The 26747-nt window shown below is 44.2% G+C and carries 21 protein-coding genes and 1 other annotated feature; of the genes, 3 read left to right on the top strand and 18 right to left on the bottom strand.

What is annotated here, in order from left to right; genetic code table 11:
• Nucleotides 1–27 precede the first annotated feature (27 nt).
• From ABVF09_RS10480 to uvsE, 6 genes are all read right to left on the bottom strand, one after another.
• Nucleotides 28–1632 carry a fatty acyl-CoA synthetase gene (locus ABVF09_RS10480; protein WP_153462659.1) on the bottom strand — a complete coding sequence of 535 codons (1605 nt, stop codon included), beginning with the start codon at nucleotides 1630–1632 and terminating at the stop codon, nucleotides 28–30.
• A 143-nt stretch (nucleotides 1633–1775) separates the two neighbouring features.
• A complete protein-coding gene (locus tag ABVF09_RS10475) occupies nucleotides 1776–2669 on the bottom strand; it encodes a gamma-glutamylcyclotransferase family protein (RefSeq protein WP_153462657.1) in 894 nt (297 codons plus the stop codon).
• Nucleotides 2670–2800: 131 nt separating this feature from the next.
• Nucleotides 2801–4051: a glutamate-5-semialdehyde dehydrogenase gene (locus ABVF09_RS10470; RefSeq protein WP_153462655.1), complete on the bottom strand. Its 1251-nt coding sequence runs from the start codon at nucleotides 4049–4051 to the stop codon at nucleotides 2801–2803.
• On the bottom strand, nucleotides 4044–5165 hold the full coding sequence (gene proB / locus ABVF09_RS10465; protein WP_026771290.1) for a glutamate 5-kinase: 1122 nt from the start codon (nucleotides 5163–5165) through the stop codon (nucleotides 4044–4046). Before proB ends, ABVF09_RS10470 begins: the two co-directional genes overlap by 8 nt.
• A gap of 109 nt (nucleotides 5166–5274) precedes the next feature.
• Nucleotides 5275–5486, bottom strand: a binding site (T-box leader).
• 46 nt (nucleotides 5487–5532) lie between these two features.
• On the bottom strand, nucleotides 5533–5691 hold the full coding sequence (locus ABVF09_RS10460) for a hypothetical protein (RefSeq protein WP_371069170.1): 159 nt from the start codon (nucleotides 5689–5691) through the stop codon (nucleotides 5533–5535).
• A gap of 91 nt (nucleotides 5692–5782) precedes the next feature.
• Nucleotides 5783–6748, bottom strand: a complete 966-nt coding sequence (gene uvsE / locus ABVF09_RS10455) for a UV DNA damage repair endonuclease UvsE (RefSeq protein ID WP_371069169.1) — start codon at nucleotides 6746–6748, stop codon at nucleotides 5783–5785.
• A gap of 124 nt (nucleotides 6749–6872) precedes the next feature.
• Here uvsE and ABVF09_RS10450 point away from each other — a divergent pair, with 124 nt between their 5' ends.
• From ABVF09_RS10450 to ABVF09_RS10440, 3 genes are all read left to right on the top strand, one after another.
• Nucleotides 6873–7190, top strand: a complete 318-nt coding sequence (locus ABVF09_RS10450; RefSeq protein ID WP_371069168.1) for a hypothetical protein — start codon at nucleotides 6873–6875, stop codon at nucleotides 7188–7190.
• A gap of 253 nt (nucleotides 7191–7443) precedes the next feature.
• Nucleotides 7444–8061 (top strand): YitT family protein, encoded by a 618-nt coding sequence (locus ABVF09_RS10445; RefSeq protein WP_371069167.1) that lies wholly within the window; start codon nucleotides 7444–7446, stop codon nucleotides 8059–8061.
• A gap of 280 nt (nucleotides 8062–8341) precedes the next feature.
• Nucleotides 8342–9232: a tripartite tricarboxylate transporter substrate binding protein gene (locus ABVF09_RS10440; RefSeq protein WP_051382028.1), complete on the top strand. Its 891-nt coding sequence runs from the start codon at nucleotides 8342–8344 to the stop codon at nucleotides 9230–9232.
• Nucleotides 9233–9237: 5 nt separating this feature from the next.
• On the opposite strand, the gene ABVF09_RS10435 is transcribed toward ABVF09_RS10440, so the two are convergent.
• The 12 genes from ABVF09_RS10435 to gltB form a co-directional block, all read right to left on the bottom strand.
• Nucleotides 9238–11187: a tripartite tricarboxylate transporter permease gene (locus tag ABVF09_RS10435; RefSeq protein ID WP_371069166.1), complete on the bottom strand. Its 1950-nt coding sequence runs from the start codon at nucleotides 11185–11187 to the stop codon at nucleotides 9238–9240.
• A 58-nt stretch (nucleotides 11188–11245) separates the two neighbouring features.
• Nucleotides 11246–11527, bottom strand: coding sequence for a hypothetical protein (locus tag ABVF09_RS10430; protein WP_026570212.1), 282 nt, complete (start codon nucleotides 11525–11527; stop codon nucleotides 11246–11248).
• A 24-nt stretch (nucleotides 11528–11551) separates the two neighbouring features.
• Nucleotides 11552–12748 carry an MFS transporter gene (locus tag ABVF09_RS10425; protein WP_152525535.1) on the bottom strand — a complete coding sequence of 399 codons (1197 nt, stop codon included), beginning with the start codon at nucleotides 12746–12748 and terminating at the stop codon, nucleotides 11552–11554.
• 249 nt (nucleotides 12749–12997) lie between these two features.
• Complete coding sequence (locus ABVF09_RS10420; RefSeq protein ID WP_026570214.1) at nucleotides 12998–13372, bottom strand: c-type cytochrome; 375 nt, start codon at nucleotides 13370–13372, stop codon at nucleotides 12998–13000.
• Between the two features lie 56 nt (nucleotides 13373–13428).
• Nucleotides 13429–14163 (bottom strand): twin-arginine translocase subunit TatC, encoded by a 735-nt coding sequence (gene tatC, locus ABVF09_RS10415; RefSeq protein ID WP_026570215.1) that lies wholly within the window; start codon nucleotides 14161–14163, stop codon nucleotides 13429–13431.
• A 21-nt stretch (nucleotides 14164–14184) separates the two neighbouring features.
• Nucleotides 14185–14409 (bottom strand): twin-arginine translocase TatA/TatE family subunit, encoded by a 225-nt coding sequence (gene tatA / locus ABVF09_RS10410; protein ID WP_026570216.1) that lies wholly within the window; start codon nucleotides 14407–14409, stop codon nucleotides 14185–14187.
• Nucleotides 14410–14451: 42 nt separating this feature from the next.
• Complete coding sequence (locus ABVF09_RS10405; protein WP_026570217.1) at nucleotides 14452–16188, bottom strand: GMC family oxidoreductase; 1737 nt, start codon at nucleotides 16186–16188, stop codon at nucleotides 14452–14454.
• A 20-nt stretch (nucleotides 16189–16208) separates the two neighbouring features.
• Complete coding sequence (locus tag ABVF09_RS10400) at nucleotides 16209–16970, bottom strand: gluconate 2-dehydrogenase subunit 3 family protein (protein ID WP_026570218.1); 762 nt, start codon at nucleotides 16968–16970, stop codon at nucleotides 16209–16211.
• A 1116-nt stretch (nucleotides 16971–18086) separates the two neighbouring features.
• Complete coding sequence (locus tag ABVF09_RS10395) at nucleotides 18087–19067, bottom strand: LLM class flavin-dependent oxidoreductase (protein WP_371069165.1); 981 nt, start codon at nucleotides 19065–19067, stop codon at nucleotides 18087–18089.
• Between the two features lie 57 nt (nucleotides 19068–19124).
• Nucleotides 19125–20192, bottom strand: a complete 1068-nt coding sequence (locus tag ABVF09_RS10390; protein WP_371069164.1) for a branched-chain amino acid aminotransferase — start codon at nucleotides 20190–20192, stop codon at nucleotides 19125–19127.
• Between the two features lie 388 nt (nucleotides 20193–20580).
• Nucleotides 20581–22077, bottom strand: a complete 1497-nt coding sequence (locus tag ABVF09_RS10385) for a glutamate synthase subunit beta (RefSeq protein ID WP_026570221.1) — start codon at nucleotides 22075–22077, stop codon at nucleotides 20581–20583.
• A gap of 16 nt (nucleotides 22078–22093) precedes the next feature.
• Nucleotides 22094–26656: a glutamate synthase large subunit gene (gene gltB, locus ABVF09_RS10380; RefSeq protein WP_371069163.1), complete on the bottom strand. Its 4563-nt coding sequence runs from the start codon at nucleotides 26654–26656 to the stop codon at nucleotides 22094–22096.
• Between the last annotated feature and the right edge of the window lie 91 nt (nucleotides 26657–26747).

The following is a 26747-nucleotide window of genomic DNA, read 5'->3' as shown; positions in this document are numbered from 1 at the left end:
TCCCATGATAAATTAACACATGCCATTTCAACTTCCAATGTTTTTGTATGTTTCGCGAAGATTGCGCTTCAACAATTTTCCGCTGGGATTTTTCGGCAGCGTGTCTGCAAACTCGATATACTTAGGTACCTTATATTTGGCAAGCTTTGCTTTACAGAATCGCAAAATTTCTTCCCTGCTTATCGTGCTTCCCTCTTTTGCTACGATGATCGCCGTGACAGCTTCAATCCAGTAGGAATCCGGAATTCCGATGACAGCTGCTTCAGATACCCCTTCCATTTCATAAAGTGTTTCTTCCACTTCTCTGCTGGATACATTCACGCCGCCTGTATTGATCATGTCTTTCTTTCTATCAATGATCGTTATATAACCTTCTTCGTCCATGACTCCTAAATCTCCGCTATGGAACCATCCTCCACGAAAAACTTCCGCGGTTTTTTCTGGGTCATGCAGGTAGCCTTTCATAGCATGCGGGGTACGATGGACGATTTCGCCAACTTGATTCCTTGCCACTTCCTTATCATATTCATCCACTATCTTCGTTTCGACATGCAAGACAGCTCTCCCGGCAGCACCCAGTTTGCGCAACTGATCTTCTGGCTGCAGGGCTGCAGCAAGCGGAGCGACTTCTGTTTGTCCATAGAAATTCCAAAACCTAGCCTGCGGAAGTTTTTCCATTAATTCTTTGAGTATCTCCCTGGGCATGATGGCAGCACCATAATAGCATTTTTGCAAAGAGGAAAGGTCCCTTTGTCCGAAATCAGGATGCCTTAACATCGCTATCCAAACGGTTGGAGGACAAAAAAGTTGAGTGGCTCGCTCTCTTTCTATGGTTTCAAGGATAGCTTCAGGGCTTGCCTGAGGAAGTATGATACCGGTTGAGCCGACATAGATGCCGGGACCGAGAAATACATGAAGCTGTGCACTGTGGTAGAAAGGCAATGCATGGACGGCGACATCCGAAGCCTCCATTTTCCCTTCTATGATGCTGCTTACATATTCTGCTATCAAGCTTTTATGGGTAAGCATGACCCCTTTCGGTTTTGACTCAGTTCCGCTTGTATAAAGAACATGGGCAAGGTCATCATCCCGAATATCCTCCTCTACCAGGTCAGATTCTATATCTTCTTTCAATTCAGAGAACGGTTTCCAATTTTGCCGCTTTTTCATGGAAATGTCGGTATCCATCAAATACCTCCATGATATATTGGAACCACTACGCAGAACGGCTTCATCCATTCGATCTGCATACTCGGCAGGTGCGGCCATGCCTTCGATACCGGCATGGTCGAGAATATACTGAATGTCTTCTACATGAAGCATATAATTGAGCGGCACCATAACAGCACCTATTCTTGCCAGTGCAAAATTCAACACGACGAAATCGAGGCTGTTGTTGGATAAAACAGCGACCATGGTTCCTTTTTGAAGTCCATCTTTCCTCATCCCGGCTGCCGTCCGGTTGACCACATCTTCCAACTGTTGGTAAGTGAATCGTTTGCCAAGGTACTGGATAGCTGGTTTGTCAGGATATCGGCTGCTTGTCCGGACCAATAAATCGGATAAAGTGTTTCTCCTTGCGCGTTCCAATAAAGCTGGAGCGGATTTCAATTCACGCAACTCTTCGCCCATGTTCAGTCACTCCTTTTCCCTTGCCCTATAAATGAAAGGGTTTTCATTTATTATAATTTAAATTTTCAGAATTACAACATGTTCATCATAAAAGCTTTCTCGTCATGACCGAAAAAAAATAAGCAGAAAGCTGTGGCTTCTGCTTATTTTCCGGGACTTGCAAGTTCCAAGTCTTTCTGTATATCGATTTTAAGCCGGAATTTATGAAACAAATCCTCTTCGAGCTGGTGATAATACTGCTCACTGACAACACCGTTGGCGCCTCTTAAGATTTCTGTAGCATAGTGAAGCGGCGGCGCCAATTCTTCCGACTTATCAATCACGATAAAGGTCAATACATTTTCGAGTACATTCCCGTCTACTTCCACGGAAACAAATGCCGGACGGTAATGGTTGCCATGTACACCTTCCCGCATAAACAAGTAATCTAACGCTTCTTTTTTCAATTCGTACACTTTACCTTCTACATACCCATCGGATTCGATAATATCTGCCCTGCCTCCATCTTTCGCAGCGCGGGTATATGCAAGCGAAAAGTTATTAGCTTTTCCGCAACCGATCACTTTGGTAAAGTATTCCGCTACGCCGGCAGTGGTAAAACGCTCCGAATCCATACAGGAACCATACGCGAAATAACGGAACACGGCCTTATCCAAATGGAGATGGCATTTCCAATCACCGAATTTCACTTCTTGCAGTTGTGCAAGCGAAAAAGTTCCATTGACATAAACAATTGCTTCCATCTCTCCGGCATCGCTGTAAATGGTCTGAACGACTTTTTCATACCGATTCGTCTTTTCTGGAAAACTTTCCAATTCACTCAACTGGTTTAGTAAGTCCGACGATACTTCATACACTTCCCCATATACTCGGTGAAAAGAGCTAACTCCCATTACAGGATAACCGTTACCAGTATCGTATAATACACCTTCTGTCCAACTTTGTCTTGCGATGCAGTCGGCATTTTCCAGTAAATGATGGTTTGGTTCATTTTCCCTCAAGGTGCCATACACAAAGACTAAATGATTGCTAGACATCATGACTCTCCCTGAAATTTATTTGAATTATTATCATTTAAGAATAATTATTATACAGCTAATTATTATAGCAAGTTATACCAGTTATTTCAACAGAGAATTGGATAATTGCGGCAGTTTCCTGATCTGCTTCAGCATTTCACTTGACCTCCTCCTTCAATCAAGTATTTATAAGAAGTCAATGTCGAAAGTCCCATTGGTCCCCTGGCATGAAGCTTTTGAGTACTTATGCCAATCTCGGCGCCAAAACCGAATTCAAAACCGTCTGTAAATCGTGTCGAGGCATTGTGATAGAGAGCGGCGGCATCGACAGATTGAAAAAACGCTTCTACACTCGGAGCCGATTCGCTAATAATGGCCTCGCTGTGTTTGGAGCTATAAAGGTTGATATGTTTAATGGCTTCCCATACATCCTCTACTATTTTCAAAGCCACCATGTTGTCCAGGTATTCCTCTGCCCAATCTGCAGCATCTGCTGGTTCTATGGCAAGATCACTCAGTTCCAGCGCATTCCTATCCCCTTTGATCATCACACTTTCTTCTTGTAGGGATTCAATTAACAAATCCAGATGCGAATTGGCCCAATCTCTTTGGACGACAATCGTTTCGATAGCATTACAGACCGAGGGCCGTTGTGTTTTCGCATTTACCGCAATGGAAACGGCCATTTCTGGATTCGCTGTTGCGTCAATATATAAATGGCAGTTCCCAGCCCCTGTTTCAATCACCGGTACTGTTGCCTCTTGGACGACCGTTTCGATTAGTTCACTTCCTCCGCGCGGTATTAACACATCAAGGTACTCGTTAAGCCGAAGCATTTGCCGGACAGTGTCATGGCTATTATTCTCCAGTAGTTGTACGGATTGGAAAGAAAGCTCCGTATTTTCCAAAGCGGAACGGATTGATTTTACGATGGCTAGGTTGGAAAAAGAAGCAGAAGAACTGCCTCGCAACAAAATGGCGTTTCCAGTTTTCAAACATAAGCAAGCAGCATCCAATGTGACATTCGGCCTTGCTTCATAAATCATCCCGACTACACCTATCGGTACAGAAACCCTTTTGATTTTCAGTCCGTTCGGCCTTGACCATTCTGACAAACACTGTCCGACTGGATCCGTTAAATCGATCAAGTTTTTAACAGCATCCGCCATGTACATAAGCCGTTCTTCCGTCAGCAAAATCCGGTCGACAATGGATTCAGACAAATTTCTGTTGCGGGCAGCTGCCAAATCCTTTTTGTTTGCTTCCAAGATCAATTCTTTATCTTTCTTTACTTGATCAGCGACTTTTAGCAATGCCTCATTTTTTTGTTTCGTTGTGGCAGCAGACAGCTGTCGTGTTGCTTGTTTGGCAAGAGTTGCTTTTTGCAGTAGTTCACTCATTCAAAATCCCCTTTTCTATTACCATTTTATCGCGGTGCACGACTTCCGGATGCTTACTTCCTGTTACCTCCATGGCTTGCGTGCTGGACATACCTGCCACTTTGTCAAGAGATGAGAAAGAGTAATTGACTTGCCCTTTCCCGATGATGAGTCGGTCCTGATTGAGAATTTCAATGACGTTCCCTGGTGAGAAATCTCCTGCTATATCGGTGATCCCTGCAGGCAGCAAGCTTTTACGGCCATGCACGATCGCTTGTTCCGCCCCTTTATCGATCGTTATCTGGCCAGATATATTGGAATGATAGGCAATCCATTGTTTTGGCTTCCTCCAGCTGACCAATCCTTCTTTTCCTATATATGTCCCTTCCCCTTTACCGACGACAATTGTTTCGAGTATTCCCTCCCCTGTATTTCTTCCGATAAAGACGGGCACTCCAAGATCGAGGGCAGTCTTTGCAGCAAGTAATTTGGATTTGATGCCTCCGGTCCCCCATTTGGATCCAGAAGAATGATCCATTTTTCTTAAATGAGAATCTGTTATTTTCGGTATATAAGAAATTTTTTCAGCAGCAGGATGGCAAGAAGGATTTGCCGTGTAGATACCATCCATATCGGTGAACAAGACTAACAGGTCGGCGTTCAACAAACCGCTTACTAGCGCAGCGAGCATATCGTTATCACCAAAGGTAAGTTCATCCACAGACACGGAATCATTCTCGTTGATAATCGGAATCACCGAGCGTTTCAGCAATTCTTCAAGCGTATGGAAAACATTAGAATACTGATTTATATCTGAAAAGACGTTACGTGTTAGTAACAGCTGTGCTGTAACAATGTCATACCGATCAAAAGCTTCTTCGTAAGCATGCAGTAATTTCCCTTGTCCTACAGCGGCAGCAGCCTGTTTTCCCTTGATGGTTTCCGGCCTTGTTTTATATCCAAGTGCGCGGAAACCGGCAGCCACGGCTCCGGAAGAAATCAAAATGACTTGATGTCCGCTTCGAACTAACCGGTTTATTGCAGCTACGTGTTTACTCAGCTTTATTTCACTCAACCCACCGTTTGTTTTGGCTAGTGAACTACTCCCTATCTTGACAATCACCCTCTTTTTCATCTCTCTTCCCTCCTTTCTGAAAGCGACCGCCATATTGGCCGCTATCTTTGGTCAATGCCTGTTTAAGTGACCAATACAAAAAACCACTCCATCCTGCATGGATAACCATGCAAAGGACGAAGTGGGTATGTTTCCGCGGTACCACCTTTGTTGGCATACACGTGCGTATGCCCTCTCTCTTCCGTAACGAGGAAAACGGTCTATTGTCCGACAGCTCGAAAGATAGGTTCGGTTGGCTCGATGTGTAAGAAACTTTCAGCCGGTGGTTTCTTTTCTCTTTCCACGGAAGATCAACCTACTGGTCTTTTTCCTTGCTTTTTACATATTTGTATTATTATCGAACAAAATATCAGAATTGTCAATCATTTTATTGCTTATCAGGAGTTTCTTGCTCCTGTCTTATTATTTCGGCAATGTTGCTGGATTCCCAGCGTTTTGCCGTGTTCTCATCGACTTCATAGGTTTTTCCGGCTCGGAATAATTCTCCATGGAAAGCGGTTTGCACCTTCATTTTTACAGATACCATATTTCCTCTACTCCTTTTTACGTTTGATTCTTATTCTTATCTCTTTCTATAACAGTATAAAAAAAACGGAAGCAGAAGAAAATATATTCGTTTACTTCAATTCAAAAGTGCTCTTATTGATCCAATTTATTTGAGGAATTTCTTTTAATTCTTCAACCAACTGGATAAGGGCGTCATCTTTTTGTTTAGCTTCAAGCATACAGTCGATTTGCTCAGTCGTTCCACTTACTTTCCGTGCAAACTCGACAACCATATTTACATCCAAAAAGTCTGCATGGTGGCGAAAGTTCTTTTTATTTTTCGGACTGGAAAGGTGAATCTTGACCGGCAGATCAGACGTTCTCCAAGTTTCCAATACCCTTGGCCAATCCAAACACCAGTCCGATTCTTCATGATTGGCTATGTGATGATGCAAATCAAATACAGTCGGAACTCCAAGTTTTTCCGAAAGATACAGCACATCTTTAAGTGTAAATGTCTTATCATCATTTTCAAGCATAATCATTTGCTGTAATTCTTCGTTCATTCTGCTCCAGTTATCAATAAACTTTTCAAGTGCTTTTTCTTTATCACCATATAAGCCTCCGACATGCAGAACGCAACGGTGCTTTACTGGAATCTTCATCGCCGATAACAACCGATGATGGTATCTCAATGTTTTGACCGAAGCTTTCAAAATTTCTTCCTTAGGGGAATTGAGAACCACAAAATGATCAGGGTGGAAATCAAGGCGCATATCATTTGCAAGGGCATATGCACCGAGTTGCTGAAGATCTTCCTCTAATGACTCATAGTAGTGCCACTCCGATAAATCCTCGTGGGTGGCAAGGGGTATTAATCGGGAGCTTAACCGGAAAAATGAAATATCAAGCGCTTTATTATGTTTGAGAAACCGCAGGCAGTTATGGATGTTGCTTCTGGCAATCCGCTCGAGTTTCCGCTTTGCCGCTTCCCGGTCGTTCAGCTGGCTGAAGGTTTTGAATGTCATTGTTTGAGATGGAGAGCTGTTTGTCACCTGCTTACTCATGGCTACGTAACCAAGCCGGAAAATAGTCATCATCATGCCTCCACTTCAATCGTTTTGTAGTTAGTATGGTTAATCCCCCATTTGTTTAATCAAGGAAAAAAGAGATTTACAAGATGTCTGTCCGGGTAGATGAAACACAAAGGAGTTGATTCAATTGGCAATTATGGTTATCTGTCTGGCTATCGTCCTGATTGCCTTGGTTATAGGTGCGATAATGGGAAACCAGGCCAGAAAAGGGATTCAATCTGAGTTAAATAAGATGAGTCAAACAATGGCTCCCCTCCAGCAAGAAGTGAATGAAATGCAGCGGCAAACATCCCTTTTATCGGAAAACCAATCGTCCATTCAACACTCCATTGAAAAATCGAAAAGCGATGTACAAGAAACCATTCAAACAGTCAAGGAAATACCTGGTATGTATAAGGAACTGTTTGCCGCAAACAGTGACCGAAAACAAACTGTCGCCCATTAAAAAACGTTCGTTATTTTCTCCAAGCAAGCGGCCTGCATTTTGCAGGCCGCTTCGTTTTCTTCTGTGACGGTTCATCCACTCCTTGAGGCTTGTTCTCTTTTCGCTTCTTCTAAACATAAAACGAGCCGCAAGAAAATAGAATGAGGTTGACAAGCCTTATAAAAAGAATCGAGGAGCACGGCAATGAATGTGTGGATTTTTTTCATGAAGGAACAAACAAATTTCCTACAAGCTCAGAAGGAAAATAGCAATCATGGCGCATAAAGGTGCAGTGCTCGCTTTGGTTACAATAGGAGCCATTGTTCAAGGCTATGCGATGTCCGTGTTTTTATTTCCCCATTTCATTCCATCGGGAGGAGCTGGCGGGATAGCTGTTTTGTTTAACTACTGGTTCGAAATGCCTCTCAGCCTTGCATTATGGATTGTCAATTTCTCTTTGTTGGCTGCGGCAATTCACTGGCTTGGAAATGCAAGCGCGCTCGGGACGATGTATGCCATCACAATCACCTCGCTGGCTGTCCAATTTTTTGATAATCCCCTATTTTTGCATGCCGGGAACACATGGCTCGACCTTTTGCTCGGATCGCTGATTCTGGGTTTCGGAATCGGAATCCTGTTAAAACAAGGTGTTTCCAATGGCGGAATGGGAGTCATTGCCCTGATCACGGCAAAATATCGGAACATTCCTCCTGGCAAACCTCTGTTGTTTCTTAATGGTTCTGTTTTTTTATTGACCGCATCGATCATCGACTGGCGAATCGTTATCCAAGCCATCGTTTGCCAATGGGTATCTACAAAAATGGTGGATCTCCTGTTTACCACCAGGCTTTCCTTTCTGCCAGGCTTATTGTCAATCAGAAAGAAGAAGTAACCACTTTGCATGGCTTCCCGTCATCCTTTGTGTTAAGGGTGGAAACGTAGGTCAATGATCCGGCAAGACCCCTTACTCACTGAACACGAAAATTCAGGCAATAAGGAAGAATCCGGAAGTAAAAGCCCGCATTTATCTGTTGGGACAATTTTTAAACTGTTTTAGTCGCGCATATGCTTTCTTGAAGAAGAAAGGAGCGCACAATATGAAAAGCACTTGCCTGTTATTACTCTTTTGTATATGTCCTGTTTTACTCACAGGCTGTAGTAGTAAAAGCAACGTGGATAAGTACCCGGACAAAAGTGTCCAGATGGTTGTTGCCTATTCACCCGGGGCTGCCACGGATACACAAGCGAGGATTATTGCCAAGTATGCAAAGGAATATTTGGGACAGGAAGTCGTGATTGTAAACAAACCAGGGGGCGGAGGGCAAGTCGGCTGGAACTATTTTTCATCGGTTAAGCCTGATGGATATATTCTCTCTGCATATAATCTACCTCATATCATCACCCAGCCGTTGGTAGGAAATACTTCCTACGACATAGATACCTTTGAACCGATTGTTAACTGGGGTGGCGATCCTACTGTGTTTGCAGTGCGAAATGACAGCCAAATGAAAACACTCGATGATTTAATAAATGCTGCGAAAGAATCGCCAGGGACCATGACGATCGGTAATGCCGGAAAGTTTGTCGGCCAGCATCTCGCTATCCTGCTTTTGGAAAACGCTGCTGAAATCGACGTGGAGGACATTCCGTTCAAAGGTTCTTCCGAAGCGATTTCTTCCTTACTTGGCGGTCACACGGATATACTTGCCGGAAATTTATCCGATATTTACCGACTGGGAAGTGAGGTAAGACCATTAGCAATCGCTTCTGAGGAAAGGCATCCTTTTGCTCCGGATGTTCCCACTTTCAAAGAACTTGGTTTTCCGCAAGTCATCATGAGTACGGACCGTGGAATCGCGGCAAGGGAAGGAACTCCCGAAGAAATTATTGAAAAACTGGAAAAATCATTCCTTGCACTATTGGAGGATCAGGAATTTTTGGACGAAATGGAGAAAGCCGGTGCCGACATGCTGGTGATGGACCGGCAGCAAATAAAAGAAGAAATAGATCGTCGATCCAAGGATTACAAGGAGCTTTTGAAATCGATTGACATTGTTGATTGACGGTTCTATAGCCAGCTTAAAGCAGGAAGCGGTACCTGAAATATCAACGAAAAGACAAGGTAAAGAATCCCCGTGAAAACCACCGATACGGCGAGTAATTGTTTATAAGAAAATGTTTGCCATCTTTTTTTAATTGCATATCCGGGTATGAGCAGCATAAGCAGCAACACCTGAAAGTAAAAACCGATCAACTGGACGGAAAAAAGGATAAACAGGATAAGCAGCAGCAGTGGTACCATTTTCTTCGGCAGGATATATTGGTTATTCGGTACGTTTATATTTTTTTTCGCTGCTTCTATCATGGAAAGCAAGGACAGAATAATCAGGGTGAATTGCGGCATGATCCGTAATTCGAACTGAAGAGTGTTCACCAAAAAAGCAGCGAGCAAACAAAAAGCAGCGCATAAGATCCAAAGAATTCGACGTTTAAGCTTCACACCGAATTCTGTGTTTCGAGAGGGGCTTTCTTTCTTCCTGTGGCTGCTGATTCCCTGAAAGGTTGAAGCAGCGATTGTTCCGAAAATTAATAGAATCAGGGCAAGGTTCCAACCTCCTGAAAAGAAATAATGCCAGGCTCCACCCTCTGCAATGCCTACTTGAATACCAGTAAGCAGCCCTTCTTCAGCAATACTCCCCAGAATAAATCCAAGTGCAATCGGAGCCGCCGAAAAGTCATATCTTTGCAGAAAATACATGACAGAGCCAATAACGACAGCAGTATACACATCGAATACGTTGTTCTGAGTCGTATAGGCGCCGATAATAGAGAAAGACAGTATAACAGGCGCCATCAAGAAAGTGGGGATCAGGGCCAACTTTGTCATGTACTTGATCAGTCCCAAGCCGAGAAACAATAACAAAATTTGAGCTGCTACCATGCTGAAAAGAAAAGTATATGCAACATCTGCATGGTCTACAAATAAATTCCTTCCCGGCCAAATTCCATGAATCAACAACCCTCCGAGAAAAATGGCGGCTGTAGGCGAGCCTGGGATACCTAACGTCAGCAAAGGGATCAATGAACCGCCCACCATGGCATTGTTCGCGCTTTCAGAGGCGATAATGCCCTTTTTTTCTCCCTTTCCGAAATTGTTTTTTTTCTTTGAAAAACGTTTCACTTCATTGTAAGCAAGGATGCTGGCTATATTTCCTCCGGCTCCAGGTATCATGCCGATAAATGACCCAACCCCACTCCCGATCAAAACAGACTTCGGGCGGAGCAATACATCCTTGAAAGACTGTCCGATAGTCGAAGGTTTCATTGGTAATGGCGATTGATGGCGATTGTCAGGCTCGGTCAGCTTTTCTACCAGACGAAACGCCTGTGGAAGTGCAAATAAGCCAATTAATACAGCGACAATATGAAAGCCCCCGACAAAACTGTCTATTCCAAAAGTGAATCTTGGTAATCCAGTTACCGTATGGATACCAACAAATGCAAGTCCGATTCCGATTCCGCCGCCGATCAAATTTTTGATGACTGTTCCATCTGAAATGGCAGCAATCGCAGTGATTCCGAATACAGCAACCCAGAAAGTCTGGGCTGGACCAAATTGCAAGGAGATATCAGCAAAAACCGGGGCGAAAAAAACAAGCAACAACATTCCGAGTAATCCGCCGATCACTGAAGCGATCGTAGTCAATTCAAGCGCTTTTCGCCCTTGTCCTTTTTGGGCCATGGGATATCCGTCGAAAGTAGTCGCAACAGAAGCCGGAGCACCTGGCACATTAAACAGAATCGCGGGAATCGAGCCCCCGAAGACACTTCCGCAATAAATCCCTCCTAACAGGATCAACCCTTCTGTCGGTCCCAGTGTAAAAGTGAAGGGAATCGTCAAGGCAACACCCATCGTCGGGGTCAAGCCTGGCAGTGCGCCAACAATGATACCGGTCAATAAGCCTGCAGCCAAGTACAATAGATGATGCAGTTCGAAGATCTCTCCGATAAAAGCCATGAATCCTATCCCCCCGTTTCGAGATAGGATATGATATTCACCCAGTCAGCAGTTTGTGCTAACTGTCCTTTTCTTCATCCAATTCGACTTTCTTGCCGCCTATCGTCAAATAGGAATACACCTCTAAATTCGGCTTTAATTTACTGAGTCCTTGTAAGTATGGTTTCACCAAATCCTTGAAATCTTCCGTAACCCCTTCATGCTCCAATTGCCCATAAACATACATTTTCTCGTTTTCCAGTAAAAACGCTAAGTAACCGACAGCTTTTTCGCTGTCATCGACAATATTCAAAACCTGTGCCTCTTCTTTTAAAAATTCAGGTGAAAAGTAAAGTTGCAAATCTGACTCCTCCTTCGGTTTCTTTCATTCCGCCGTTAATTGTAGCTTTTTGAACAAGGTATGAGCGGTTTGATCCTCGTCCGATTTTTTCTTTTTTACATGAATAAGCAACAGACATAACAAAGCGACCAGTAATGTCAATCCAGCTGTCGTTAAGAACATGCCATTCCTCGACCAGTTCATCAGCCAGCCATATACCGGCGGGCCGGCTGCAACGCCGAGAAAACGAACAGAACCATACAGGGATGTGACAAACCCCCTTCTCGCTTTACCGACAGATCCAGTGATAAAACTGTTCAGGCATGGCAGGACGAGCCCCGTACCGATACTGCTGACTACCAGCACGGCAATAAATGGAATAAGTTTGGTGAAGAATACGAGTGATGCAAAGGAAGCTGTCATCAGCAATAACCCCAATACGATCAGCATTTTCATGACCCGATGGTTTTTCCCTATTTTACTACCGGTTGTAAAGGAGGTGGACATCAGGAACAATAACGGAATTGCCAGTACACAGCCTTTAAGCACACCGTTGATGTTGTATTCACTTTCCAGGACATCGGAAAGATAAAATAGCAGGCCGAACAATGTAAATAACCCGGTTGCTCCTGCTAGATAGGCAGTAAATAACCAGCGGCCTTCATGCTTGAACACGGTGAATAACCCTTTCAAATAATTACCGAGAGTCGGTGGCTTTTGCTTTTTCTTTTTTTCTCTCACGAAAAACAACAGTAATAAAACCGATATGATACAAAATACAGGGAAGCCAAAGAAAGGCCCATACCACACAACCAAAGCAAGTAGGGATCCGACAATCGGAGACAGCACTTTGCCAAATCCGTTGGATGCTTCTACTAGGCCTAACACTTTGCTTTGTTCTCCTCCCTTGAATAAATCGCCTGTCAAAGCCATAGCGATAGGTGCGGTTCCGGCAGCGCCGATTCCCTGTAATGCTCTCCCGATCAACACCCACATATAGGCATTGTCGAACCAGGCACTTGCCATACCTGCGAGGAGACCGCCAAGACCGTAAAGCGTCAATGCCGGTAAAATGATACTTTTCCTTGTAAAGCGGTCGGATAAATAGCCAAGGACTGGAATCGAAATAGCCGCAGCGATGGAAAAAATCGTTATGGTCAAACTTGCTTGAAAACTGTTGATGCCAAGTTCCGATTCCATTTTGGGCAATATCGGGATAAGCATTGAATTGCCAAGCGTCATAATAAGCGGAATGGAACTGATTGCCAAAATGGCCGGGCCTTTGTGTAATTTAGTTGCCACTGGGCTTGACACACTCCTTTTCTACTTTGCTATCTATTATGGGGACTGGAGCTTTTATTATGAGTAAAAAAAATTACCAGGTAAGACTCGGCATAAATCCCACCCCACTCGTATTCACTTGAACAAAAAAGCTTGTAGGGGGAGATTTATGATCTCCCCCTACAAGCTTCATTAATTTCTAAATTTACTTTATTGTGCGACTTCTTCCGTAATGTAAGCTGCCACATCGGCTATTTCAGAGTCGGAAAGATCTCCTTCAAAGGAAGGCATGCCGTTTCCGCCGTTGCGTACCTTATCTTCGACTTTTCCTTGGTCTTGTGCTACTTCAGATTCCTGCAAGTTCGGTCCGCTGGCTCCTTGGCCTTGTTCACCATGGCAAGATAAACAGTTATTTTCAAAAACGGTCTTACCATTTGAAGGATCTCCGGATTCAGCTGTTTCTGACCCGCCGCCCGAGTCTGAACCTCCGGAGCTGTCCTCGCCACCGCCGCCTCCGCAGGCTGCCAGCAGCAATGCTAATGCGAATAGTGAAGCCATCAGTAGAAACTTTTTGTTTTTCATCATGTTAGCTCTTCCTCCTTGTGAATCATTTATAAGTTAATGAATTAACTTAGCGATAATCAAGATGCTTCCTTTTCTGCTTCTGTCCGTAGTCTGCGCTTATACATCACTTTGGACAGTACTACCCCCAGTTCATAAAGGGCAATCAACGGACCTAATACGATAATCTGCGATATAACATCCGGTGGAGTGATCAAAGCAGAAACCACTGCCATCAGCAGGTAACCATATTTACGGACTTTTCCGAGCTTGTCCGGTGTGACCAGCCCTACAGCCGTCAAAAACATCAATACCAACGGGACTTCAAATAAAAACCCGAGCGGTATGGAGGTCATCAGCATAAAAGAAAAATACTCTTTTGCGGTGATCATCATATCGAAATTTTGCGTCCCCAAATTCATTAAAAATCCGAATACGGTAGGGAATATAACAAAAAATCCGAAAGCAAGTCCAGCAACAAAACTCAGAAAAATCCCGGGAATAAATGTTATCGCTGTTTTGCTCTCTTCTTCCGTAAGGGCCGGCTTTACAAATTTCCAAATTTGATATCCGATAAACGGAGCGGAAAAGCCGAGACTAAGACTCCCGGCAATCCCAGTATAAAACCGGACCACATCCAGCGGTCCAAGCATGACAAGCTTTTCCTGATCGGTCAAAAGCGGAACAACTTGATTGATGGATAGCAGGATCGCAACAAAACATACAGCGAAAAAAACGACAGAGCTTATGATTGCTTTTCGTAAATCAGAAATATGCTCGACGAGCGTTTGTTCTTCAATCTGAGCCTCTTGCATGGTCATTCTCCCCTTGATTCATTAAGATGGTAAGTCTTTCTTTTCTTCCTCGGGGGCATCAACCGTTTTTTTGCTGTTAGTGGATTCATCATTGTCGCTCATCAGGTGGCTGGCAGACTTTTTAAATTCCGATAAAGTCTGTCCAAAAGCTGCACCGATTTCCGGTAATTTCTTCGGTCCGAAAATGATCAAGGTGACAACCAAAATAATAATCAAACCGGGTATTCCGATATTTGTGAAACCCATTGTCCATCTCTCCTTTTGATTGCTTTATTCGAGCTTACTCTCTTATGCTAACTGGCTGGTTTTCTTTGCTTGTACTAACTGACCATCTTCATCTCTGAATTTGAGGATACCTTCAGCGGCACGATATGCAAGCGCTCCGACAGTCCCGGTCGGATTGTAACCGCCATTATGAGCAAAGGCTGAAGCCCCTACGACGAAAACATTGTCTGCATCCCACATTTGCAAGTAATTGTTGACTGCTGACGTTTCTGGGTCATCCCCCATGATAACTCCGCCTGTATTGTGTGTTGTTTGATATGGCACAATGTTATAATGATCGCTGATAGAACGGGGCTCTACGTTGTCAGCACCCATTTCTTTCATTATTTCGGCACATTTTTCAGATATATACTCATGGAGTTTTCGATCTTGCTCCGTATAGTCGTATGTCAATCGAAGCAATGGGTTGCCATAAGCGTCCGTGTAATCTGGATCAAGACTTAAATAGTTTTCCCTGTGCGGCATGGATGCTCCCTGTCCCCCTACAGAAAGGGTACGGTGATAGTACTTAATCGATTGGGATTTGAACTCCTGTCCCCAGTTCGGTGTCCCGCTCGGTACGGTATTATTGTTGATCGGCCGTTTACCGGTCTGTGTGATAGAAACGGAAGCTCCGTGAATGAAATCAAGATCAGAATGATCAAAATTGTCGCCATTGTAGTCATCGACAGAAGCCCCGAGTGCTCCTGCACCCATATACGTATTGAATTTCTCTTCTTCAAAGAAGCCTGTAGCCCCAGGAAGGATTTGATAGCAATAGTTCTTGCCGATTACGCCATTCCCTGTCTCCGGATCATAAGGCTGACCGAGCTCGGACTGTAATAACAATCGAGTATTGTTCATTACATAACTGGTCAAAACAACGATATCTGCTGGTTGTTCAAATTCTTCTCCTGTTTGAACATCGACATATTTAACTCCTGTGGCGCGATTTCCGTCATGCAGGATTTCTGTGACATTTGCGTCGGTTCTCAATTCAAAATTCCCTGTAGCTTGGGCAGTAGGAATAACCGTTACGTTAGGCGAGGCTTTGGCACCATATTCACATCCGAACCGTTCGCAGAAACCGCAATATTGACATTTATACATTTTCTGTCCGTCAGGGTTTTCATAGTTCTCTGTCATATTGGCGGAAGGCAGTTGAAAAGGATGTAAATCCAAGTTTTTTGCAGCTTCTTTAAACTTTTTCGTAATCGGCGTATCTACCATTGGCGGATTCGGATAAGGGTTGCTTCTGGGAGCGCCCATCGGGTTCTCTTCCCCGCCGATTCCTGCCGTTTGTTCAAATTTATAGAAATACGGTTCCAATTCTTCATAGGTAATGCCCCAATCTTGCAAGGTATAATCATCACCCAGTTTATTCCCGTATTTTTCTTCAGTCATCGACTTAATTTGCAAATCATACGGCAAGAAGCGCCATGTTTGCCCATTCCAGTGTACGCCGGCTCCTCCCAAACCTTCTCCCAACAGGAAGGAACCCAACTGCCGCATCGGCAATGCTCGTTCATCTCTGTTGTTTCGGAATGTAAGTGTCTCTTTGGACAAATCCTGCATCAAATCATACCGAATGGCATATCTGTATTCATCATGCACCATTTGGAAGTCTTCCGTGGATCGTTCTTTCCCGCGCTCAAGACCGACTACTTTCACACCCTCCTTTGCCAGTTCGGCTGCGATAATGCCGCCTGTCCAGCCTACTCCGACAGTTACTACTTCAACTTTGTCCAATTTTTTTGCCATTGTTCATCCCCCTATGCTCATTATGATGAAATATGCGCTCTTAATGCTTTAGGCTCTTTCTCGATGAACTCCTCCTTCTTGATTTCATCGAGGTAGCTCATTTGACTTCCCGGGAATTGTTTCATTTCCCAGGCCGCCATGTTTCCATTTCCGCCATATAACGGATCAGAATAGGCTCCTTCAATGGTTGCCGAGCGAAGCAACTCGAAAAATGTGGTTGGGGTGACCCCTTTTAAATCCACATCTCCATCCTGGAATTTTTGTAGGATTTCGTCCTGTTGTTTCCCTTCCAAATCGACAAAGGATGCGTCAAAGTCTTTTTGACTCTGCTGTTCAATTGCTTTTATTCCTACATCAAAAACTTCATGGCGTTTCAGTCTGGTTTGATAACCCTGAAAATTGCTGCCTTCATAAAATGGCCCTTGCATGTACTCTTTATCGTTATGTCCATATGCACCAGCCAATTGGTGGTCAATGAAGTAAGGAACTCCCAATTCAATGGCGCCTGGTCCATTATCATCTTCCGGGAAGATCCTTTCCGTTGCTGCACTAAGTATGTTGAAATCTTTTTGTCTGGCAAAGTACATCAAGGCTTTATTGAAGTTCGTTTTATTCGAACCTCCATCCGTTGTATTGGACGCTGTCTGGCTTCCGTTGTTGGTGACGCTGGTCGTGACCAATGTCCCCAGCAAACCGCCCCCGATAGCACCTCCTGCTACATAGCCGGAGTTTTTAATGAATTTCCGGCGTGACATCTTTGTATTGCTGTTATTTTCCGCCATCTTGTTCCTCCTTCCAAAATATGTAGTTGGCGGTCACTCTAGTAAAAGTAACCTTAAATACTAGTTACCACTGATTAAACTTGTTAAACATATAGAAAGAAAAAAACCTTCCTGATTTGTTTGAAAAACTGCCATGACAGGAACAGAAAATTTGGATTTTCAACTATGTCTTTAACATTTGAAGCCCTTGTGGAAAGATAGACTTTAACTTGTCCGTGTTATAATGGAAAGCAAACAAAAAGGATGAGGTGGTGACAATAGCCTGCCACCAAAGCAAAAACCGAACGAACTCTAATCGCTAATCGAATTCGCACGGTTTTTATGTGTATGTTTCTTAGATGAACTTCTTTTGTCAGTTGTTTGATGCATGTTTCGTCTCACACGAGTGGAGCCTTGCACAATTCGTTAGAGAAGGGTAGAATCATTGGCATTTTTAACCAAAATCCGAACAAGCCACTGAAAAAATCCTTTCTAATCTAGAAGAGATTTTAAAGTTTTTTGTTGATTCTCATGAATCGCTTATCGGTGGATGCTTGCCGCGGGCACGGCGCCACCACCGAACGCTCATCGCGGAATCAACAGAGGGTAAACGAAAAAGAAGTGATTTTCTTTGATTTCTAAAAGAAAATCACTCTTTTTTCTTGTACAATGAAAGGAATACATAAAAGAGGTTGCTCTTGAGAAAGGCGTGATACAATCGAAGTCTCTCATCCTTGATACGACGCATACCAAGGCTCGATACAATCAAACATCCCCTCAAGCGTAACCGTTCCAAGAACGTCCGTAAAATGATTTATTCTATCGATGAATCCATGAAGAAAAAGTTTCTGAGAAACAAACCGAAGTTACGCTTGAAGCTGAGCTGGATTATTCGGAACGTCTTGTCGAAGTCATTTTCACAGCTAATGTGAAGCAAATAGTTAAACTAATGAAGGAATAGACGGTGCAAACAAACCTCTTGAATTAGACAAAAACGGTCTATGGAAGTTAAATTCTACACAGACCGTTTTTTATACTTATACTTTACATAGACTGTCAGTTCTTCAGTGGCCTCAAACTCGTTCGGTTTTTGTTTCGGCCACAATGCTTTTGTCCGAGTATCTTCTGTTTCAATCGTTATCCGTCAATTTTCAATATACTTTCATACAAGAGCCGGTAGGAATCTAAACGCTGTTGATAGTTACTAGCATAAGTGACCACCATGATTTCATCTGCTTGAAAAGACGATTGAACTTCTTTCAGTTTATCTTTTACCATTTCCGGCGTTCCAGCTATGATTTTCTTCAACTCTTTTTTTATCCTCTGCTCGTCTTCGATTTCCAAAGCAGCTTTCTTGTTTACCAGCTGTTTTTCTGCAATCACTTTATTTTGCAAGACAGAGTAGGCGATCTCTTCCGCCTTTTCCTGAGTTTTTGCGCACAGGGCATTCACGGTAACGATGGCATATGGATAGCTGAATTCGGGTCCCGGTTCAAAATGATTCAAATATTGTCTGACGGCTGCCTGTCCATCGTTATCGCTCATGAATTGACCAAAGACATACCCTGTACCGTTCCTGCCTGCCAATTCGGCGCTTTTTATGCTTGTTCCAAGCATCCACGGTACCGGAGGCTTTTCTGGAACAGGGGTTGCTTTCGTTCCGGCATAAAAAGCATTTTCAGGAAAATCATCCCGTAAAAAGTGCAGCAGTTCAACAATTTTTTCTGGCATCTTTTTGACATTTTCTAAAAAATTTCCAGAAAGAGCGATAGATGCCTCCGTAGATCCACCAGGTGCACGGCCGATGCCAATGTCTACTCTTCCCGGAAATAAAGAGGCAAGCAGATTGTAGTTTTCCGCTACCTTGTATGGCTGGTAGTGAGGAAGCAGAACAGCCCCGCAGCCAACCCGTATATTGTTCGTGACAGCCCCCAAAAATCCCAGCATCGATTCCGGGGCAGAACAAGCAATGTTTTTCATATCATGGTGCTCTGCCATCCAATAACGGCTATATCCCCATTGCTCCGCCAGCTTCGCAAGCTCACCGGCAGCCTGTAAAGCTTCATTTGCTGTATGGCCGGGGAATACAGGCGCTTGGTCCAATATGCTTAATTTCATTGTTGTCCTTCTTCCTTGTCTATATTTCCTTTCAACCTTTATAAAGGCATTTTAGCGTTAATCGATATCTATCGTCCAATTAAACGGATCTGACTGTTTTCCAGTCTGTATCCCGGTCAATGTTGTATAAAGCTTTCTGGCAACAGGGCCTGTTGCTCCCCCGTTTACTTCAATGCTTTCTCCGTTCCAAGATAGTTCACCTATTGGAGAAATGACGGCGGCAGTACCTGACCCGAAGGCCTCCTCCAGTTTACCGTGTTTTGCAGCCTCAAAGACTTCTTCCATCGAAACTCGCCGTTCACTTACGGGATAGTCCCAATGCTTCAACAAATCGATGACCGAACTTCTAGTGACACCTTCCAGTATGCTGCCGTTCAAAGCAGGCGTGATCAATTCCCCGTCAATCTTGAAGAAGACATTCATGCTGCCGACTTCTTCAATATATTTCTTTTCGACTCCATCGAGCCACAGAACTTGAGCAAAGCCTTTATCTGCTACCATTTCCTGTGCTTTCAAACTCGAAGCATAATTCCCTGCCGTTTTTGCTTCTCCCGTTCCTCCGGCCACTGCCCGGACGAATGTATTTTCTACGGCGATTTTTACTGGGTTGATTCCTTCCTTGTAATAAGCACCTACAGGAGAAAGTATGATGATAAATTGATAATTTTTCGACGGAGCCACTCCTAAATATGGTTCCGTAGCAATGACAAACGGTCTGATATACAAGGATGTACCTTCAGCCGAAGGCACCCACTCTTTATCCAACGAGACTAACGTAGTGATCGCCTCCAAGGCTAACGTTTCATCAATGGCGGGCATGCACATTCGATCGTTCGAACGGTTCAAACGCTGCATATTTTTCCCCGGGCGAAACAGTTTCACCTTACCTTCAGGAGTCAAATAGGCCTTCAACCCTTCGAATACCGTCTGGCCATAATGGAAAATGATAGATGCCGGATCCAATGTAAGAGGCTGATAAGGAATGATCCTCGGCTCATGCCACCCTTTATCTGCAGAGTAATCCATGATAAACATGTGATCTGTGAAAATTCTTCCAAACTCCAACTGATCAGTCGTTGGTTTTGATTTGCTTGTTTCAGATTTAGTAATTTTAATTTTTTCCATGTTCAAGACTCCCCGCTTGTATGTAGTTATTGTTCAAGGCAATTTTTGTTCGGTTTGTATTGTTGCCATCTTGAGAAAAAATGCGACTATATGTGTGATAACCAATTGTCATTTTTTTACGCTCACTTGCAAAAGAAAAAAGAGAGAAAAGCTATCTTGTTCTGGTCGCAGATCATTTCAGCCGACTTTAACAACCTATTCAAAAAGAACCTTTTTCAAAATAGTTTGTAAAAAACATTTTAGTACGAAATGGATGGGAAAAACAACCGAAATCTATTCTTTTTTTAATCAAGCGCTTTCTTGCTGGATCCTTTATAAGCGTCATCTATGTAAGAAAAGACCTTGCTCCACAGCAGGAGACAAGGCCTTGATTCAATGTTGTGCCATTTTACATAGCTGCTACAGTTGGAAGCGAGGAAGCTCCCATCAAAAAGCGATCAACCTGCCGGGCCACTTCACGGCCTTCATTGATTGCCCAAACGATTAAGCTTTGTCCTCTGCGTGCATCTCCGGCAGCAAAAACACCTTCCACATTCGTTGAAAAGTCACCATAAGCAGCTTTGACTTTCCGATTATCCGTATCAATGCCAAACTGCTGTATCACTGATTGTTCCGGCCCTTCAAATCCGATTGCAATCAGTACAAGCTGAGCTGGCCATACTTTTTCTGTTCCAGGAATTTCTTCGTAGACAAACATGCCGGTCTCATCGGTCACTTTCTTCATTTGAATCGTATGCAATTCCTTCAAATTGCCATTCTCGTCCTTGACGAATTTCTTCGTTTGAATGGAATATTGTCGAGGATCTTCACCGAATTTCGCTTCTGCTTCTTTGTGGGCGTAATCCACGCTGAAAACCTTTGGAAATTCCGGCCACGCATTATCTTCTGTCCTAGCCAAAGGAAGTTGCGGATGCTTGCCAAATTGCACAATACTATTGCAATTTTGCCTTAATGCGGTGGCGATACAATCAGCTCCTGTATCACCTCCACCAATCACAATGACATCTTTTCCTTCTGCATCAATCCATTCTCCATCTTCCAATTCTGTACCGAGCAGCCTCTTTGTGGAAGCCGTCAAATAGTCCATCGCAAAGTGTACCCCTTCAGCTTCTCTTCCTTGTAATGGCAAGTCACGCTGCTTCTGAGCACCTGTACAGACGATGACTGCATCATATTGGGCATTCAGTTCATCAGCCGTGATATCCTTGCCAATTTCGGTATTGGTAACAAAGTCTATTCCTTCTTGCCTTAACAATTCAATCCTTCGTTCTACTACCTCTTTCTCGAGCTTCATGTTAGGAATGCCATACGTCAGGAGCCCGCCTGCTCTATCAGCCTTTTCATACACCGTAACAGTATGGCCTGCCTGGTTTAGTTGATCGGCGCTCGCCATTCCAGCCGGTCCTGAACCTACTATTGCGATCTTTTTACCAGTCCGCTTCTCTGGAATGCGGGGAGTGATCCAACCATTTTCAAATCCTTTGTCGATGATTGCCTTTTCGATGTTTTTAATCGTGACAGCTGGATCAGAGATAGCCACGGTACAGGAGCCTTCACAAGGAGCAGGGCACACCCGTCCAGTGAACTCCGGGAAATTATTAGTTTTTTCCAGTCGTTCCAGAGCCTCTTTCCATTTTCCGCGGTAAACCAAATCATTCCATTCAGGTATCAAATTGTAGACAGGACAACCAGAGGTAGCCCCGTTGATTTCAGTGCCGATATGGCAGAAAGGAGTTCCGCAATCCATACAGCGCGCTCCTTGTCTGCTCATTACTTCATCCGAGAAAGGAGCAGAATATTCTTTCCAATCGTTTAAGCGTATTTTCGGATCACGTTCAGCTGCTTCTTCCCGCTTAATTTCGATAAAACCAGTTGCTTTTCCCATATTCTAATCTCCTTTCTTAGTGTACGGCCACTTGCTTTTTGTTCTTCTGTGCAGGTATGACCTTTTTGCCTTTTTTGGCATTGAATGCTTCCATTTTTGCAGCTTCTTCCGATAATCCGGAAGCTTTCAACCCTTCGATATGTTCCAACGTTTGTTTGTAATCTTTCGGTATGACTTTGACAAACTTATCGACTGCATGATCCCAGTCAGCCAGAATGGCAGCCGCTTTGCTGCTGGAAGTATAATGGTGATGGTTTTCCACCATCTCTTTCACTTCTGCGATTTCTTCGTAACGAGAAAGGTGGTCGAATTCGATCATTTCTTTATTCGTCAAGTACTCGAATCGCTCTTTGTCTTCTGTATAAACATAGGCGATACCACCTGACATACCTGCTCCGAAGTTCTTTCCGACTTCCCCGAGAACGACGACACGTCCGCCTGTCATGTATTCGCATCCGTGGTCTCCGATTCCTTCGACTACCACTTTTGCACCGCTGTTGCGCACTGCAAATCGTTCGCCTGCGAGACCGTTGATATAGGCTTCCCCGGACGTTGCTCCATAAAAAGCCACATTGCCGGCAATGACATTGCTGTCGGCAAAGACTGTCGATTCTTTCGGGGCTGTAACAACGATCTTGCCACCAGACAACCCTTTTCCGACATAGTCATTAGCATCGCCAGTCAATAGCATGGACATCCCTTTCGGTATAAAAGCTCCGAAGCTTTGACCGGCCGAGCCGGTAAATCTCAATGTAATCGTGTCCTCTGGCAAGCCTTTTTCTCCGTACCGTTTCGAAATCTCGCTTCCGGTAATTGTACCTGCAACACGGTTGATGTTGCGGATCGGGAAGGAGACATCCACCCTTTCCTGACGCTCTATTGCTGGTTGGACAGTTGGCAAGATTTTAGTCATGTCCAATGATTGTTCCAATTTATGATTCTGAGCAGTCTGGGCAGTCCTTACCCCTTCAACCGGGTGGATGAGTCGCGACAAATCAAGATCTCTTGCCTTCCAATGCTGATTCGCACGTTCACTTATTTCTAAAACTTCGGTCCTTCCGACCATTTCATCGATAGAACGAAAACCTAATTCCGCCATAATTTCGCGTACTTCCTCTGCGACAAATCGCATATAGTTCACAATATGGTCAGGATCGCCCATGAATTTTTTCCGAAGTTCGGGGTTTTGAGTAGCAACACCTACAGGACAAGTGTCCAGATGGCAAGCACGCATCATAACGCACCCCAATACGACAAGAGGAGCCGTAGCGAAACCAAACTCTTCAGCACCTAGCAGGGAAGCCATGACGACATCCCTTCCTGTCATCAACTTGCCATCGGTTTCCAATACTACACGATCTCTAAGTCCATTGAGCATCAAGGTTTGATGGGCCTCTGCCAGTCCAAGCTCCCAAGGCAGCCCGGTGTGTTTTATGCTTGTTTTAGGAGAGGCGCCCGTTCCGCCGTCATATCCAACGACGGATATGACATCTGCAGCACCCTTGGCCACACCTGCGGCAATGGTGCCCACCCCGGCTTTGGCGACTAATTTGACACTGATCCTTGCTTGCCGATTGGCATTTTTTAAATCGTGGATGAGTTGGGCCAAATCCTCAATTGAATAGATGTCGTGATGTGGTGGAGGTGAAATCAACCCAACTCCTGGTGTAGACCCACGGACATCTGCAACCCAAGGATAAACCTTGTTTCCCGGAAGCTGGCCGCCTTCTCCCGGTTTTGCCCCTTGGGCCATTTTGATTTGCAGTTCTTCTGCATTCACCAAATAATGGCTTTTTACGCCAAAACGACCTGAAGCAATTTGCTTGATTGCACTCTTGCGAAGATCTCCGTTTTCATCCGGGGTGAATCGCCGGGGGTCTTCTCCGCCCTCCCCGCTGTTGCTTTTTCCGCCTAAACGGTTCATCGCAATAGCCAGTGACTCGTGTGCTTCTTGACTTAAAGAACCAAAAGACATGGCACCTGTCTTAAACCTTTTGACAATCGCCTCGACAGATTCGACTTCCTCGATAGGGATCGCCCTATTGTCCGATTTAAAGGTGAACAAATTCCTTAAAAAGTTCAGTCTCTCTCCATCGGCGGCTCTGGAGTACTCCTTGAACAAATTATAATCCCCTCGCCTGCACGCCCACTGCAGCGTATGGATGGTTTTGGGATTAAATGCGTGATGTTCGCCGCCTTTTCTCCACTGAAAATCACTTCCGGAATCCAATGTTTCGTCAATGGTTTCAGCAAAGGCATCATCATGCCGCATTTTTGCTTCTGAACCAATCGTACCCAGTCCAACACCATCGATTTGGGAAGCTGTTCCGGTGAAATGCTCATCGATAACTTGTTTACTAATCCCGACAGCCTCGAAAATCTGCGCTCCACGATAACTTTGCACAGTGGAAATTCCCATTTTTGACATCACTTTGACTACGCCTTCCGTTACACCTGCGATGTACTTTTCCACTGTTTCCTGGTAGCTTAACTCCAGATTCCCTTCAGCAATCACCTGCTTGAATGTTTCGTAAACAAGGTACGGGTTGATCGCATCGGCGCCATAACCGATCAATGCTGCAAAGTGATGGACCTCGCGAGTTTCCCCGGTCTCTATCAATATACTCACTTTTGTCCTGTTGCCTTGTCTCACCAGATATTGGTGCAAGGCACTAACAGCAAGTAGTGCCGGTATCGCTGTATTTCGTACTGACATTTCTCTATCTGACAAAATAATCAGGTTGATCCCTTCTGCTATTGCCTTGTCTGCTTTTTGGAAAAGATTTTGCAATCCTTCCTCCAAATTATCTTCGAAGAGGGAAGGAATCACTCTGCTTCTGAAACCTTCATATTTATTTTCCGAGAATTCCTGCAGCTGATAATTGGACAGCACCGGTGTTTCCAATTGAATCCGACGGCAACTGCTTTGGTCAGGATGCAAAATATTCCCTTCCGGACCCAGGAATGTCATGGTCGATGTCACGATTTGTTCCCGATAGGCATCGATTGGAGGATTGGTTACTTGGGCAAACAATTGCTTGAAATAATTGAACAAAGACTGCGGTCTGTCGGACAGTACAGCCAATGGCATATCACTACCCATCGATCCAATCGGATCCTTTCCTTCTTTCACAACTGGCACGAGGTATTTATAGACATCCTCATACGTATAGCCGAACGCTTGCTGACGGATGAATAAATCGGCTTCCGGATCAGTCGTTGTTTGTTCGACTTGATTGGATACTTTTACAAGTTGATTATCCAACCATTCCTGATAAGGTTTCTCTTGAGCCATCTCTGACTTGATTTCTTCATCAGAGATGATCCTCCCTTCTTCCAAGTCCAATAACAGCATTTTACCCGGGCTCAGCCGGTCTTTGTATAATACATTTTCTTCCTCGACATCGATGACCCCTACCTCCGAAGAATAAATGATGTAATCATCCTTCGTCACATAGTAGCGGGCAGGTCGCAGACCATTTCGATCAAGGATTGCTCCGATCTGCTTACCATCTGTAAAGGTGATCGAAGTCGGACCATCCCATTGTTCCATCAAGGTGCTGTGGTATTCATAAAACGCCCGTTTTTCATCCGAAATATGCGGATTGTTTTTCCAGGGTTCGGGAATGAGCATCATCGCTGCATGGGCCGGTTTTCTACCTGCCAGGGTGAAAAATTCCAGAGCATTGTCCAAAACAGCGGAATCGCTTCCTTCGGCATTGAGAATCGGCATGACTTTCTGTAAATCTTCGCCGAATGCTTCAGAAGCGAATTGTTTCTCGCGGGCTTTCATCCAATTCGCGTTTCCGCGCATTGTGTTGATTTCTCCATTGTGGATCAAATATCTATTGGGGTGTGCTCTTTCCCAAGTCGGAAATGTATTTGTACTAAAACGTGAATGGACTAATGAAAAGGCAGACACAAACGAATCATCTTGTAAATCTAAATAAAACTCATCCACTTGTTCAGGTGTTAACAAACCTTTGTAGACAATCGTCCTGCTGGATAAACTGGCAAAGTAGAATCGATACTCCTGTTCTCGGGCCCAGTTTTCCGCTTGTTTCCGGATGACGTAAAGTTTTCGTTCGAACGCCAGATTATCTACTAAGTCATCTGCGGCTCCAATGAATACCTGTCTGATCACCGGACAAGTTTCTTGTGCTTTTATTCCGATATTTCTGACATTTACAGGTACATCACGCCAGCCGAGCAGCTTCTGCCCTTCTTGTTCGATAATGTGGTTCACATAACCTTCCACTTGCTCCTGTTCATGTACATTTTTAGAAAAAAAGACCATGCCTACGCCATATTTCCCAGTCTCTGGCAGCTGGATATCCGTACATACCTTACGGAAGTAAGCATCCGGCACTTGAACCATCAACCCAGCACCGTCACCAGTCATCGGGTCGCTCCCCTGACCGCCGCGATGGTCAAGCTGGCAAAGCATTTGCAATCCTTTTTTTACAATTTCATGTGTCGCTAATCCCTTGATATGAGCATATAATCCGATTCCACATGCATCACGTTCAAATGCAGGATTGTATAAGCCTTGTGCTTCAGGCATCTGATTAAAAGTCATAATATACGCCCCCGTTTACTCTATTCCAATTAAGGTGTCTTATTTCTATTGTAGGTTTTCTTATTCATCCAAACAATATATAATATAGATT

The organism is Sediminibacillus sp. JSM 1682029 (genome assembly GCF_041366435.1).
GTDB classification, from domain to species: Bacteria; Bacillota; Bacilli; order Bacillales; family Amphibacillaceae; genus Sediminibacillus; species Sediminibacillus terrae.
Note: the sequence above shows the minus strand (reverse complement) of the source record. Positions and strands in the feature narration are given on the sequence as shown.